This is a genomic window from Flavobacterium sp. AK-345 (assembly GCF_058310175.1).
The window spans coordinates 17,223-31,542 of sequence record NZ_JBZEER010000004.1 but is presented as its reverse complement, the minus strand read 5'-3'; the positions used below and the strand labels follow the sequence as shown (position 1 = coordinate 31,542).

The following is a 14,320-nucleotide window of genomic DNA, read 5'->3' as shown; positions in this document are numbered from 1 at the left end:
TTGACAACGCCTATCTCACAATCGTATATTTGCACACGATTTATAATTTTAGATAAAAAATCTAAAATCTACACTTTAAAAATCACAATGCCAATATGAAATTATCACATTTTCAATTTAACTTACCAAAAGAACTTTTAGCGGAATTTCCAGCAGAAAACAGAGATGAGTCTCGTTTAATGGTAATCGATCGTCAAAAACAAACTATAGAACATAAAATGTTTAAAGATGTTATCAACTATTTTGATGACGGAGACGTTTTAATTCTTAATAATACTAAAGTTTTCCCTGCACGTTTGTATGGAAACAAAGAAAAAACTGGAGCAAGAATTGAAGTTTTCTTATTAAGAGAACTAAATTCAGAGCAACGTCTTTGGGACGTTTTGGTAGATCCGGCCAGAAAAATCCGTATCGGTAACAAACTTTATTTTGGTGACGATGATTCGTTAGTTGCTGAGGTAATTGACAACACAACTTCTCGTGGTAGAACATTACGTTTTTTATATGATGGCTCTTACGAAGAATTCAGAAACAAATTGACAGAACTTGGGGAAACTCCAATTCCTAAATACATCAACAGAGAAGTAACGGCTGAAGATGCTGAAAGATACCAAACAATCTACGCAAAAGAAGAAGGAGCTGTAGCGGCACCAACTGCTGGTTTACACTTCTCAAAACACCTTTTGAAAAAATTGGAAATTAAAGGAGTAAACTTTGCAGAAGTTACACTTCACGTTGGTTTAGGAACTTTTAATCCGGTTGAGGTTGAAGATTTATCAAAACACAAAATGGATTCTGAGGAATTGATCATTAAACAAGAAGCTTGCGATATTGTAAATGCTGCAAAAATTGCGAAAAAACGTATCTGTGCTGTTGGAACAACTTCAATGCGTGCTATTGAAAGTTCAGTTTCATCTCAAAACACTTTAAATCCTTACGAAGGATGGACAAATAAATTCATTTTTCCTCCTCACGATTTTAGTATTGCAAACTGTATGATTACAAATTTCCACACACCAAAATCAACATTATTAATGATGATTTCTGCTTTCTGTGGACATGATTTAATGAAAAAAGCATACGAAGAAGCAATCAAAGAAGGATACAAATTCTATTCTTACGGAGATGCAATGTTGATTCTATAATTTGCAAGTCAAATCAAATATAAAACCTGTCAGAAATGACGGGTTTTTTTATGGTTTAAAAGTTTCAGGTTTCAGGTTTCAAGCTGAACACCCCGTTGAGCTAACCTGAAACTCGAAACCTGAAACAAAATTAACTAACTATTATAGCATTTTTTGTTATTTTTACCTTTCAAAAATTATACAATGACTTTTCAAAATACACGCGAATTTGCGAAACAACTTGACTCACAAGATACTTTAAATCATTATCAGGATCAATTTATATTTCCTAAAGTAAATGACAAACGCGTAATTTATTTTACGGGAAACTCTTTAGGCTTACAGCCCAAACGCACCAAAGCTTATATCGATGAAGTAATGAATGACTGGGCAGAACTAGCCGTTGAAGGTCATTTTTATGCTCAAAAACCATGGTGGGATTATCAGGAGAGATTTGCAGAACCGTTGAGTAAAATTGTTGGTGCTTTGCCATCAGAAGTTACGGTGATGAACACTTTGACAGTAAATCTTCATTTGTTGATGGTTTCATTTTATCAGCCAAAAGGCAAACGTTATAAAATTATCTGTGAAGAAAAAGCTTTTCCATCAGATCAATATATGTTTCAGAGTCAGGTTCATTTTCATGGATATAAAACAGAAGATGCAATTGTAGAAATCAAACGTCGTGAGGGTGAACATAATATTCGTCTGGAAGATGTTCTGGCAAAAATTGAAGAAGTTGGAGATGAACTTGCTCTCGTTTTAATTGGAGGAGTAAATTACTATACAGGACAAGTTTTTGATATTAAAACCATCACCGCTGCAGGACACAAAGCTGGAGCAAAAGTAGGTTGGGATTTGGCACACGCCGCCGGAAACATAAAACTTGAATTGCACGATTGGAATGTAGATTTCGCTGCATGGTGCAGTTATAAATATATGAATTCGGGTCCGGGAAATGCTTCTGGTTGTTTTGTACATGAAAAACATCACAATGATGCAAATTTACCAAGATTTGCCGGCTGGTGGGGACATAATAAAGAACGTCGTTTTAAAATGGAGCCAACTTTCGATCCCGTTCATGGAGCAGGAGGATGGCAAATTAGTAATTTACCGGTTCTTTCATTAGCACCTTATTTGGCTTCAGTTGAAATGTTTGCTGAGGTTGGAATGGATGCTTTAATTGCAAAAAGAGATCATATAACTTCTTATTTAGAATTTATTTTGCATGAAATTGATAAGGAAGTAAAAGGTAATTTTGAAATTATTACACCTTCAAACCCTGAAGAAAGAGCTTCTCAGTTGTCTGTTTTTTTACACGGAGAAGGAAGAAGTTTATTCGATTATTTAATGAAAAACGGAGTTATTACAGATTGGCGTGAACCTAATGTAATTCGTCTTGCACCAGTTCCATTGTATTGTTCTTATGAAGATATGTATGATTTTGGTCAAATTCTGAAAAAAGGAATTTTAGGAAAATAAAAGAATTTCGAAAAGTTTTTTGTTTCACGCAGATTTAAACAGATTTTTCAAAAATAATCTGCTAAAATCTATTAAATCTGCGTGAAAATATTTTACAAATAAAAAATCCGTTTTAATCCGCGTTTTGCTTTAGCAATCCGTGTCATCTGCGTTCAAACTATCATAATAATCTTCAAATTCTATAACCTTTCTCCCAAATCATATAACATCAACAAAAAACATCTTCTTTACTTTGTAGTGTATAAATCTAATTAAAAACTACAATCATGAAAACTTTATATATAATATTGATTGCTCTTTCGATCGTTTCTTGTCAGAATCAATCGAATGCGGATATGAAGAAGGCGAAACAGGCAAGTATAGATTCCATGAAAGTTGCAATTGAACAACAAAAAGTTATGGATTCGATGAAAACTGAGATGGCAAAAATAAAAGAAGAGCAACGAGTAGAATCTCAAAAAGTGGTAGTGGTACATCAACAGGCGGCAAACGGAAATACTGCAACTACGACAACTACAACTAAAAAGAAAGGCTGGAGTGCTACTGCTAAAGGTGCCGTAATTGGTGCGGGAGTTGGTGCTGCAACCGGAGCAATTGTAAGTAAGAAAAAAGGTGAGGGTGCAATTATCGGTGGTCTGGCCGGCGCTGCTTTAGGAACTGGGACAGGTGCCGTTATTGACAGTAAAAATAAAAAAGAGTAAGCTAAATAGCGCTATATATAAAACCCCGATCTGGATTTCCAGATCGGGGTTTTGTTTTTATACTAATTCTGGTGTTGGAATTTTTATTGCTGCTAATTCCAATTTATAAAAATCGAACTGATATTTGATTTTTTCTGCATCGCTTCTAAAATAGAAACCGGATTCAAATAAATTCTGATAATAATCAATACCTTCCAGAAGATTAGCTTTAAAACTATTCCATTTTTTAAGTTGGTTGGCAGTAACTTCACCCGAAATAGTTTCAATCTCGTTTCTGAAATAATCGATATACATCTTTAATTCTTTCACAAATAAATTGGGGCGATTTTTAGCCCTTAAAACAGATTTATTTCCATAAATATGCTGCAACATATCAGCAAGTGAAACTTCTTGATCAAAATACGCCATATTAGGACCAGGACAGATAACAACACCTTGGGCTTGTCCTTTTATTTTAATATCATTTTCTAAATAGGAGGAATTGGCTAAACCAACACACAAACATGATTTTTCTGTGATTTTAGTTTTAGCATTCTCAAAAGCATTAATTGAAAGAGTGTTTTTGATACTATCTAATTCGGCTAATTTTATGTCCTGATATTTTTTTGAGGCTGTACAAATTCCATGAGGATCATATTCTTTGCTCAACGCCAGAAATTTTTTAGGGCACGAGCTTCCTGCTTTATTCTCGTGGATTCGTTTTTGTTTTAAAATTTCATTTGTTGTACCTCTCACTGTATTAAAAGGAACTCCCAAAGGTGAAATATGACTCAAATACAAATCTTTTTCTTTCGCATTTATCAATAAGTTACGGGTTGTCTGGTCTACAGATGTTGCTTCGGGAACTAATAAAAAAGGAGAGCCCCACCCAACAGAATCGACCTCGTATTTTTCTAATAAAAATTCATGTTCTTCCGCAGTTCCAACGCCGCCCTGAACGGTAATTTTTAAAGGCAGGGGCTGATTAGGAGTAGGAGCATTTTTTTGTTGCAGCACTTTTACCATCAATTCATGAGCAGATTGAATTAATTGTTCTTTTTTTAGTTTAAATTCTTCCAGAATAGTTCCTAATAAAAGTCCATCAGTTGCAAAAGCGTGTCCGCCGCAATTCAAACCTGATTCTATGCGGTATTCAGAAACCCAAAGTCCTTTTTTAGCTAAAAAATTTCCCTGAATCATTGCAGATCTAAAATCACTAACTTTTAGAATAATTTTCTTTTTAAGTTCGTTTTTTTGATTTGGAAAAAAGTCTGAAAAATTCTCAAAGTAACTGTAAAGTCTTGGATTCATTCCTGCAGAAAGTACAACCGAGGATTCAAGATTACTGTTTGCAAAACCTCTTAAAGCAGCATGGGCGTCATTAAACTCAATAGGGAGCTGTTCATTTTTGACAAAATTATCTTTGTCCAGTTTCGTCATGATATTTACATCAATTTCACCTGGAAAAAGATTTGATTCGATGTAGTTTTGAATGTTTTCTTTGAATAAAATTCCATCTTCCAGTAAATTTTGAAAACCTTTTTTAATGTCAGAAGTATTGGGTAATGTTGCTATAAAATTCTCTAAAGCGGTTTTACTTTCAGCTAATTCTGTTTTAAAATTTTCAAACTTCTGTTTTACGATTTTGTCTACTAAGTTTAGATACGAAGTGATTCTTTCGGCGCGATAATCATGGAATTTCTGATTTATTTCTTCATATGGAAAATTGAATTTAGTGCTGTAAAAATTACGCATCTTTTCAATTAAATCATCATCGGCTATAGAAATTACAGACGAAATCCCGTATTGCGCCACTCGTATCGGGCTGTCAATAGTATAAGCGAGTCCCATAACCGGAATATGAAAGGTATGTAAAGGCCTTTTTGTCATTTGTTTTCAAATTAAAATAAAAACAAATGTGAAGAAAAATAATTACTGAAAACCTGATAATTATCAGGTTCGAGGTTTCTTTACATAACCCACGGTTTCAACCGTGGGAGACGGGATGTAAAATACATTGTGTTCCACGGTTGAAACCGTTGGCTATGTCAACAAATAAAAAATTTGCGGAAATTCGTGTAATTCGTGGCTAAAAAACACTAAATCAAAATCTTCTTCAAAGATTCTGCGATGCTTCGCCATAAAAAATTGTAGAATGATTTTTCCTGAATTCTTTCAAGTTCAACCTCGGCGGTTTTTGCTTTGTCTTTTGAGTCGTTTTTTACTAATAAATTAACGACAGCAGATTTTAGTTTTGCTTCTTTTTCCGGGTTTTTCTTTTTGAATAATTTCACCTTCAGATCATCATAATCTAAAGAAGCATTTCCTTTGGAGACATTATCATTTCCATAAAAATTAAAACGGTATTTGTTAAAAACTCCTGTAAACGAAGCATTCATATAAGGCTTGCTGAATCTGCCCATCGCTGCTACATCAAAATTTGAAATAACGCCCTGAATATGAAAACTGTCTTTTTTATCTAAAACATTAAAATTCCAATTAACATTTAATGGCGACGTTTTCATGAACACGCAGTTAATTTTGATTTTTACATCATCCATTTTTTTTAATCCAAAACCACTTTTCAAATTTGTTGCCTGAAGATTAAAATGATCAAAGTTTAAAACACCCGGACCTTTAGAAAAATCAATTTCTTCTTCGTAAACCAGTTTTGATTTCAAGACTTGCAAAGTATCAATTTGTAGCGGAAATTTAATATTTCGTAATAAATGATTGTAAAGATATTTTTTGCTTAAATCATCTTTTGGCATTTTGCCACGATAGATATTGGCATCAAAATGATTGATTACAAGTGAATTTGCTTTAAAGAAAAAACGATCATTTTTAAAACCCCAATCCATTTTTGCTATTTGGGCTGAATCGAATTTTAGCGTATAAATATCCTTTTCCTTATCTAAATGCTTAATAAAATCTTGTCGGTTAAATTGAGGGAGATTAGAAAAATTATTGATTTTTATAAAGTTTTTTTCGGTACTTATTTTGCCAATGTTAATATGATAAAAAGCACTTGGTTTGTAAAATAAGCTATCAATTACTAAAGCGTAACTTTCATATCGAAGCGGAATTTTTTCGTTTAAGGTTGCATCGGTGATTAAAATACCTTCCAGTTTTAAAACCATTTTTTTAATACTGAAAATTGGTTTTTGAGAATCTAAAGAAACAACATCCACAGATGCGTCATTCAAATAAATGTTCGAAACAGCAATTATTTTACGAAAGGGTGCGATAATTTCATTTTTAATGCTTTTGCTGTTATTCAAAAGTTTTTCGCCTTTTTTATATAAAATAACTCTGGGTTTATTGATGATAATGCTCTCGGCCTGAATAACGTCGCGAAAAGCCAAATCCCAAATATTAAAATGCTGAATGGTAATAGATTCGATTTTCGAAAAAAGCCCGTTTTTGCTGTCTTTAGGTTCATTTTTCGGGCTTACTAATAATGTCTCGGCGTAGATATTTCTGGAAAAAAGCGATACTTCAATTTTTTCGTAATTGATGTTATACGGCGTATTGTTTTTCTCGTGAATAATAATCGGAAGTTGTTTTTTGATCCAGTAATTCAGACCAATATTGGCAAAAACCACAAGTAAAAAAAGGGAAATTACACCGATTGCTATTTTTTTATATACTGACATTTATAGGATTGGTTTTAAATACATAAATTTAGGCTTTTAAAAAAAAGGATTATTACATTATTCTCTTTATTGGTTACATGATTTTACAAACCTTATTATTTACTTATTTCAAAATATGAGAAGATTTAAAAAATTTCTGCTGGTTTTATTCGTACTTATAGTTGTAATTGGAATAGGTTTGTGCGCTTACATTTTTCATTTAAAGCCTAAATATGAAGGTGAATTAGAACTTAAAAACATCCAAAAAGAAACCATCGTTTATTTTGATGATTTTGGTGTTCCCCATATTTATGCCAATTCTGAAAAAGATGCAATGACAGCTTTAGGTTATGTACATGCGCAGGAAAGATTATGGCAAATGGAATTATTACGCCGAATTGCTCCAGGGAAATTATCAGAGATTTTTGGATCTGTTGCGCTTAAAAATGATATGTTTTTCTCGGGTATTGGTATCGAAGACGCTTCGGCGAAAGCCATAGCAAAACTAGATAAAAACAGCCAGAGTTATCAATTAACAATGGCTTATTTAGACGGAATTAATCAATATTTAGAGGAAGGCGTAACACCAATTGAATTTACTTTGGTTGGTGTAAAAAAGAAAAAATTTACGATAGAAGATGTTTATAATATTTTTGGATACATGTCTTTTAGTTTCGCAATGGCGCAAAAAACAGATCCTTTATTAACAGATATTCGAAATAAATACGGTTCTGCCTATTTGAAAGATTTAGGAATAGAAGGCGAATTTAATACCACACAAATCAAAAGTTCAAAAGAAAATATTGAAGAATATACGGCAATTTCAAAATCAGTTGCGGCTTTGCTGGATAAATCGCCAATTCCACCATTTGTGGGCAGTAACAGCTGGGTTGCAGGACCAAATAAAACCAAAAGCGGAAAAGTAATTTTTGCGAATGATCCGCATATTGGGTTTTCGCAGCCTGGGACTTGGTACGAAGCGCATTTGGTAACGCCAAATCATGAATTGTACGGTTGTTATTTGGCCGGAACGCCGTTTCCGTTATTGGCACACAATCGCGATTATGCTTACGGATTAACAATGTTTGAAAATGATGACATCGATTTTTATCAGGAAAAGAATAAAGCCGGAGATTCAACTCAATACCAAACGCCTGATGGTCTTGCAAAATATCAATTGATCAAAAAAACGATTAAAGTAAAAGATAGCTCTGACGTAGTTTTAACTGTAAAATCCAGTCGACACGGACCTATTATGAATGATTTGCTGGAACGTTTAGATCGTAAAAATCCAATTGCAATGACGTGGACTTATACCCAACAGCCGATTCAGATTTTGGATGCCGTTTATGGACTTTCGCACGCTAAAAGTAAAGATGATTTTAAAAAAGCAGTACAATTAGTTGCCGCGCCGGGATTGAACGTAATGTACGGCGATGCCAAAGGAAATGTAGCCTGGTGGGCAACGGGAAAATTATATAAACACAATAAAGGAGTGAGTACGTACTTTATTTTAGACGGTGCCAGCGGAAAAAATGATATTGCAGAATATCTGGATTTCTCCAAAAACCCATCTGCAGAAAATCCTGAATGGGGTTATGTATATTCTGCCAATAACCAGCCGGAAGCTATTGATGGCTATTTATATCCGGGATATTATTTGCCTGAAGATCGCGCAAAAAGAATTTCGGGCTTAATGGATGCAAAATCAAATTGGGATAAGGAAGAAATTAGTAAAATGATTTATGATAATACTTCTGATATCTCGACAGGCGTTGCCCAAAATTTAATTTCGAGTTTAAATAAAAAATCTCTTTCTATAGAAGAAAGACAGGCAATCGGAGTTTTAAAAGCCTGGAAAGGAACCAATAATTTAGAAGATATTGCGCCAACGATTTACAACAAATGGATTTATTTGTACTTGAAAAATACTTTTGAAGACGAAATGGGGTCTGATAATTTTAATTTATTTCTCGGAGTGAGTTTAGGTAAACAAATTATTTCGAGACAAATTGTAAACGAAAATTCGGTTTGGTGGGATAATATAAAAACCAAAAACATAAAAGAAACCAGAAATGAAATTGTATCAAAATCATTTCACGAAGCGATTACGGCACTTAAAAAACAATTAGGAAACAATGTTCCCAATTGGAATTGGGGAAAAGTTCATACCGTAGAACATGAACATCCGCTTGGAAAAGTAGCGGCTTTACGTAAATTATTTAATGTTGGTCCGTTTGCAGATCCGGGATCGAATGAAGTGATCAACAATCAGTTTTTTGGATATAATGAAGAAGGGAAATATTATGTAAAAGGCGGACCTTCAACCAGAAGAATTGTAGACTTTGCTGATATTGAAAACAGCTGGAGTATTTTACCAACCGGACAATCCGGAAATCCTTTCAGCAAACATTACGACGATCAGGCCGAAATGTTTGTTCACGGAAAATTCAGAAAAATGAAGTTGAATAAAGAAGAAATTATAAAAACTTCGACAAAATTGGTTTTCAAACCAGAGAAAAAATAGTTTTTTTGAAGTTGCTAAGGTTCTGAGTTGCTAAGATACTAAGATTAAAAAAAGCTTAGAAACTCAGAACCTTAGGATCTTTATTTAACCAAATACTTCCCTTCAACAACATCTTTGGCATAAATATCCAGATTGTTAAGCAGGACTTTGTTGGTTGTCATTGCGTTTGTAGTTTGGTAAGCCGTATTTTTTTGATATTCTTTTAATAATGTTTCTAATTCTACTTCGTCGTAAAAAGCAAACATATTATAAACCGCATCTCTAAAGTTTTTAAAGTTGATGGTTTCAGTTATTTGAACCGTTTTTTGTTCGTTCCATTTTTCTTTATATGCCGTTTCGTTTATTTTGGTCAAGCAATAATCAACAAAATAGGTTTTGTAATTGGTTACATCAATAATTTTATTGACAATAATAGTATTTTGCTGGGTTGGCATTGGCGCCTTAGCAACCGAAGTTTGAGAAATACAAATAGCAGGAACAAACATCAATAATACAAGAAACAGAAAGTAGTTTTTTTTCATAGGTTATCTTAAAATTGATTACAGTTTTTAAGCTGTAAATCAGGTTGATTTAGATTTTAAATATTATTTTTTGAGCTTGGCTAAAATAGTTTTTTTGTTCTGAATATTCAATGGAAAAAATGACTTTTAAATAAAAAATCTCCGATAGCAAATTTTAAAATTTCTGCTGTCGGAGATTTGTAAAGTAATAGTGAAGAATAGTATTTTCAATCCTTTATTTTCTCGAAGTTCGCATTGCTTTTACGACTTTTAGGTTTTTATCTTTTGATAATTTTTGGTATTCCGGAGTTTCCATTCCGTATAAGGCAATTTTCCCATTTTCATCATTATGAATTCCCCAGCCGTAACGTTTGGTTAAAGGTGAAGCACGAAAACACGCCTGACCTTTTGAGAAAAACTGTTCTCTGGATTTTTCATATTCTGATTTGGTTAAATCATTTTTATCTGCAAAAACCTGAAACAAAACATCATCAGAAGAATATTTGTATGGATTTTTGCTGATGATTTCAAACTCGATATTGGCAACGGTTTTTTTGTCGCCTTTTTGCTGCGGAATTTCGCCTTTTACAATCGGACAATCTTCTGCAACTTCAATAAAAGTATTTTGATAATTTGTAGTGTGAATTTTCATATCATTTATTGATTAAATAGCTTAGCTAAAATAATCATTTCAAATAAAAAAAACTCTAACAATCCAGTTTTGAGCTGAATTATTAGAGTTAGTTTGAATAATTTATTCTTTGTTTCTGATTATTTCTTTTTCAAAATTTCTGCCAAAACTTCTTTCCCATGTTCGTTTTTAGGATCAAGTTCTATCGATTTTTTGTAATTCGCAATCGCTAATTTTGTGTCTCCATCGGCTAAATAAGCTTCGCCTAAACTATCATACGCATTTCCGGATTTAGGAAAAGCTTCTACATTAATTTTAAAAACTTCAAGAGCTTCTTTCTTTTTTCCGGTCATTAATAATTGATATCCAACATTATTCATATCATCTTCCTTAATGCCATAAGTTGAATCTGCTTTTAGTTTTTTATAAGTTTCTGCTCCTGTGGCTGCGCCTTTTTCGGTTAATACATCTAATAATTCAAATGCCATTGATTTTTTTGGCTGATTAAAAGGCTGATTGTATAAAATATTTCTAATAGATTCTGTCATTTCACCCAAAACAGTTCTTCCTGTATTATTTAATAAAACAATAAGAATCTTGTCAGATGGAACGCGGGAGATATTGGTATTAAAACCATTAATTCCTCCGCCATGTTCAATAATTTTTACTTTTCCTTTAGTTCCGTTTGTTATATCTCTAAGAAACCATCCGTAACCATAAGCTTCATCTCCTTGTGCGATATAAGGCTTAAACAAAGATTCCATTGATTTTTCTGAAAGCAATTTGTTGGTATAAAGTGCCTGATCCCATAAATATAAATCTTCTACTGTAGAATATAAAGAACCTGCAGCATACGGAATACTCATGTCGATATAAGAAGAGTTTACGATTTTTTTGCCTTGTTTTTCGTAACCAGCAGCTCTGTTTTTTAATATAACATCGCTGTGATCGTAACCAGAATTGACCATCTTTAAAGGAGTAAAAATAGTTTCCTGTAAATATTGCTCATAAGTTTTACCGGTAATTTTTTCAATAATAAATCCCAATAAAAAATAACCCGAGTTACTATAAGCGAATTTTTCACCAGGTTTAAATTCAAGCGGTAAATTCGAAAATGTCTTCACGAAATCTGTAGGCGAATATGCATTTCGGGCCTTTTCATTCATGAAGTTGGGTGCGCTGGTATAATTTGGAATTCCGGATGTATGTGTCAATAAATTATGAATTGTAATTTTGTCACCCGTTTCTTTTGGATAATCCGGTAAATAGGTTGTGATTGGAACATCTAATTTTATTTTGCCTTCTTCTGCCAATTTCACAATTAACAGAGCCGTAAATTGTTTACTTATAGAACCTAATCTAAATTTTGTGTCCGACTGATTTGGAATATTCCACTCCATATTAGCAAAACCGTATCCTTTTTGCAAAATAACTTTTCCGTTTTCTGATACAAGTGCAGAGCCGTTAAATAATCCGTATTGATTGTATTTGTTTAATAATTCTTCAATTTGTTTTGCTTTGTCCTGCGCAGAAATATTCAAAGCAGATAATACAAGAAAGCAAACTGCAATAAGTTTGATTGGTTTTTTCATTTGATTAATTAGTTAGGTTAATGAGCGGTTTTTTGATTGTGAAATGATGAATGAAACTCTTCTAATTTATTAGACGACTATTCTTTCATTTTGTTTCAAATATCAATCATTTTTTTGGTATTTGTCTTAATAACTTATAAATACCACAAAAAAATAGCATTACTTTTTTATCGGTTTATGCTCATAACTAACAATTCGTTTCAATATCCAATTTTCATCTTTTCTTTCCCAAATGTGAATAAATTTTCCAGTTCCAACCGGAATATTATTGACTAGAAAAGTATGTTCGCCCAATTGTACCGCACCAAAATCGCCCAATTTATCGATTGTAGTGGAATTTAATTTTCGGGTAAGTTTTTCGGTTCCGGCGCATTTTTCGGCCAACGATTTTATTTCGTTTCCCTTAGAAGTATTTAATCCGAAACGATCGTCGTAAAACTCGACATCTTCGGCTATTATTTTTTTAAAAATTGCAGCATCACATTGATTAAAGGCAACATCAAAAAGCAAACTGTCCATTTTTAGGATTTCATTTTTCAGGAGATCCATTTTTACCGTATCATTACTGGTTTGGCCTTTTGCTTCTCTGCTTAAAAACAATATAAAAAAGGCCAATGTGTTTATCATTCGTGTCATAGCTTCTATATTATTTGGTTTCTATTTCAATTATTTTTCTTCCGTTTTCGCCTAAATAATGGTTGACAATTTTTTCGTAAACCTTATAGCCGTCATCAACATTGGTAAAAATTAGTAAGCCCTGTTTTGTTTTTGGAAGCAATAAAAAAATCGTCTGAACGCCTTTGTCTGCGCCTCCATGCGAAAGTGCATAATTGCTATTTCCTAAGTCGTAAATTTCAAAACCCAACCCGAAATATTTGTTTTTTTTTGTCTCAATTTGATGCGAAATCATGTCGTTAAAAACTTTTTCGCTCAAATCATCGCTGTTCATTACGCTGCATAAAAAAGTTCCGTAATCTTCAATTGAAGTTAATAAATCATCGGCGGCGTTTGCGGTTTTGTTTTTGGTTGGTTCGTAAGCAACACCTTTATTGTTATAATTAATAGCATATCTTGAAAGATCGATTTTATCATTCCAGATTAGTTGTGTATCGCTCATTTTTAACGGATCAAAAACCAATTCATTTGCTAGTTGATCTAATGTTTTATGAAATTTCTTTTCTAATGCTTTTCTCAAATATTCGAATCCTTCTCCGGAATATTGATATTTTGTTCCCGGTTTAAACTTAAAATCTAATTTCCCGGATTCGTTCATAAATCTCCAATTCGGAAAACCGGTTTGGTGACTCAAAATAATTCTTGTCGTCAGCAATTTTGTATTTGGATCGTTTGCGATATCCGGATCTGTCCAATATTTATACAGTGGCTCGTCAAGATTCCATTTTCCCTGACTTACGAGTTTTAGCGTTACGATCGCCGTTATCGGTTTTGTCAATGAAGCGACATTCCAAATGGTATTATAAGGAGCTGAAATACCTTTTTTAAGTTCGCCAAACACTTTTACTTGCTGCAGTTTTCCATTGTTAATTACGCCAATTCCTAATGTTGGAACATTATTTTGTGATAGCCATTTTTCAATTTCTTCATCATTATCAAAAATATCAGACTTTGTTTCGGCCATTTGAGAAGACTGATGATCATAGCTAAGGGATCTGCGCAATTTCCAGATTCCTTTTTCTAATATCCACAGATGCGTAAATTTGGCTGTACTGCCAAAATTTTCTTTAGCGGCCGCCAGAGATTCATTATTCTCTGCAAACTTTTCATAAAATTGATGAATGCCTATTTGAATAGCGCCATACAAAACACCTTTTTTGTATAAAGGATAAATTTCGGTACTGTTGAGGATTAGATATCTTCGGGATTGAAATTTACTTATAGAACCACAAAGACCTTTTTTAAGGTTTTTCAGAAATAAAGTCTTGTCAGAAATACTGTCTTTGTCGTGATAAAATTCAAAATTATCACTTACAAGGTTTTCAAACTGTGAAATATCGCAAGTATTAAAGCCAACATTAAACAGAAGACTGTCTTTTGACATGATGGTTTTGTACAATGTTGAGGTTTTTTCTTCCTGAGAATATCCAAAATGGGATTGAAAGAGGAATGTCCCCATTAAAATTGCTTTTAA

General features: G+C 33.0%; 11 protein-coding genes. 4 read left to right on the top strand and 7 right to left on the bottom strand.

All coding sequences use genetic code 11. The annotated features are described in order from the left end of the window. Positions 1-95 precede the first annotated feature (95 nt). The 3 genes from queA (at position 96) to AC4FQ3_RS09260 (ending at position 3,307) form a co-directional block, all read left to right on the top strand. The gene (gene queA / locus AC4FQ3_RS09270; RefSeq protein ID WP_491181669.1) at positions 96-1,145 is read left to right on the top strand and encodes a tRNA preQ1(34) S-adenosylmethionine ribosyltransferase-isomerase QueA; all 1,050 of its coding nucleotides are present in this window, start codon (positions 96-98) and stop codon (positions 1,143-1,145) included. 183 nt (positions 1,146-1,328) lie between these two features. Beyond that, positions 1,329-2,606, top strand: a complete 1,278-nt coding sequence (kynU, locus tag AC4FQ3_RS09265; protein WP_491181668.1) for a kynureninase — start codon at positions 1,329-1,331, stop codon at positions 2,604-2,606. A 266-nt stretch (positions 2,607-2,872) separates the two neighbouring features. Next, a complete protein-coding gene (locus AC4FQ3_RS09260; RefSeq protein WP_491181667.1) occupies positions 2,873-3,307 on the top strand; it encodes a YMGG-like glycine zipper-containing protein in 435 nt (144 codons plus the stop codon). Between the two features lie 57 nt (positions 3,308-3,364). Here the strand turns inward: AC4FQ3_RS09260 and AC4FQ3_RS09255 are convergent, their stop codons facing one another. Together AC4FQ3_RS09255 and AC4FQ3_RS09250 are read right to left on the bottom strand one after the other, a co-directional pair. Continuing rightward, positions 3,365-5,176: a hypothetical protein gene (locus tag AC4FQ3_RS09255; RefSeq protein ID WP_491181666.1), complete on the bottom strand. Its 1,812-nt coding sequence runs from the start codon at positions 5,174-5,176 to the stop codon at positions 3,365-3,367. Between the two features lie 209 nt (positions 5,177-5,385). Beyond that, the gene (locus AC4FQ3_RS09250; RefSeq protein WP_491181665.1) at positions 5,386-6,942 is read right to left on the bottom strand and encodes a hypothetical protein; all 1,557 of its coding nucleotides are present in this window, start codon (positions 6,940-6,942) and stop codon (positions 5,386-5,388) included. A 115-nt stretch (positions 6,943-7,057) separates the two neighbouring features. Here AC4FQ3_RS09250 and AC4FQ3_RS09245 point away from each other — a divergent pair, with 115 nt between their 5' ends. Further along, positions 7,058-9,448: a penicillin acylase family protein gene (locus AC4FQ3_RS09245; RefSeq protein ID WP_491181664.1), complete on the top strand. Its 2,391-nt coding sequence runs from the start codon at positions 7,058-7,060 to the stop codon at positions 9,446-9,448. A gap of 80 nt (positions 9,449-9,528) precedes the next feature. Here the strand turns inward: AC4FQ3_RS09245 and AC4FQ3_RS09240 are convergent, their stop codons facing one another. From AC4FQ3_RS09240 to AC4FQ3_RS09220, 5 genes are all read right to left on the bottom strand, one after another. Continuing rightward, complete coding sequence (locus AC4FQ3_RS09240; RefSeq protein ID WP_491181663.1) at positions 9,529-9,969, bottom strand: hypothetical protein; 441 nt, start codon at positions 9,967-9,969, stop codon at positions 9,529-9,531. Between the two features lie 214 nt (positions 9,970-10,183). Beyond that, a complete protein-coding gene (locus tag AC4FQ3_RS09235; RefSeq protein ID WP_491181662.1) occupies positions 10,184-10,600 on the bottom strand; it encodes a DUF6157 family protein in 417 nt (138 codons plus the stop codon). A gap of 119 nt (positions 10,601-10,719) precedes the next feature. Then, entirely contained in the window at positions 10,720-12,171 is a 1,452-nt protein-coding gene (locus AC4FQ3_RS09230; RefSeq protein ID WP_491181661.1) for a serine hydrolase, read from the bottom strand. 159 nt (positions 12,172-12,330) lie between these two features. Beyond that, positions 12,331-12,807 carry a nuclear transport factor 2 family protein gene (locus AC4FQ3_RS09225; RefSeq protein WP_491181660.1) on the bottom strand — a complete coding sequence of 159 codons (477 nt, stop codon included), beginning with the start codon at positions 12,805-12,807 and terminating at the stop codon, positions 12,331-12,333. Between the two features lie 10 nt (positions 12,808-12,817). Next, complete coding sequence (locus AC4FQ3_RS09220) at positions 12,818-14,305, bottom strand: serine hydrolase domain-containing protein (RefSeq protein WP_491181659.1); 1,488 nt, start codon at positions 14,303-14,305, stop codon at positions 12,818-12,820. Positions 14,306-14,320: the final 15 nt, after the last annotated feature.

What these genes read in the sequence shown, in the direction of transcription:
- queA (WP_491181669.1), top strand. Translation starts at nt 96, where the DNA reads ATGAAATTATCACATTTTCAATTTAACTTACCAAAAGAACTTTTAGCG.
- kynU (WP_491181668.1), top strand. Translation starts at nt 1,329, where the DNA reads ATGACTTTTCAAAATACACGCGAATTTGCGAAACAACTTGACTCACAA.
- AC4FQ3_RS09260 (WP_491181667.1), top strand. Translation starts at nt 2,873, where the DNA reads ATGAAAACTTTATATATAATATTGATTGCTCTTTCGATCGTTTCTTGT.
- AC4FQ3_RS09255 (WP_491181666.1), bottom strand. Translation starts at nt 5,176, where the DNA reads ATGACAAAAAGGCCTTTACATACCTTTCATATTCCGGTTATGGGACTC.
- AC4FQ3_RS09250 (WP_491181665.1), bottom strand. Translation starts at nt 6,942, where the DNA reads ATGTCAGTATATAAAAAAATAGCAATCGGTGTAATTTCCCTTTTTTTA.
- AC4FQ3_RS09245 (WP_491181664.1), top strand. Translation starts at nt 7,058, where the DNA reads ATGAGAAGATTTAAAAAATTTCTGCTGGTTTTATTCGTACTTATAGTT.
- AC4FQ3_RS09240 (WP_491181663.1), bottom strand. Translation starts at nt 9,969, where the DNA reads ATGAAAAAAAACTACTTTCTGTTTCTTGTATTATTGATGTTTGTTCCT.
- AC4FQ3_RS09235 (WP_491181662.1), bottom strand. Translation starts at nt 10,600, where the DNA reads ATGAAAATTCACACTACAAATTATCAAAATACTTTTATTGAAGTTGCA.
- AC4FQ3_RS09230 (WP_491181661.1), bottom strand. Translation starts at nt 12,171, where the DNA reads ATGAAAAAACCAATCAAACTTATTGCAGTTTGCTTTCTTGTATTATCT.
- AC4FQ3_RS09225 (WP_491181660.1), bottom strand. Translation starts at nt 12,807, where the DNA reads ATGACACGAATGATAAACACATTGGCCTTTTTTATATTGTTTTTAAGC.
- AC4FQ3_RS09220 (WP_491181659.1), bottom strand. Translation starts at nt 14,305, where the DNA reads ATGGGGACATTCCTCTTTCAATCCCATTTTGGATATTCTCAGGAAGAA.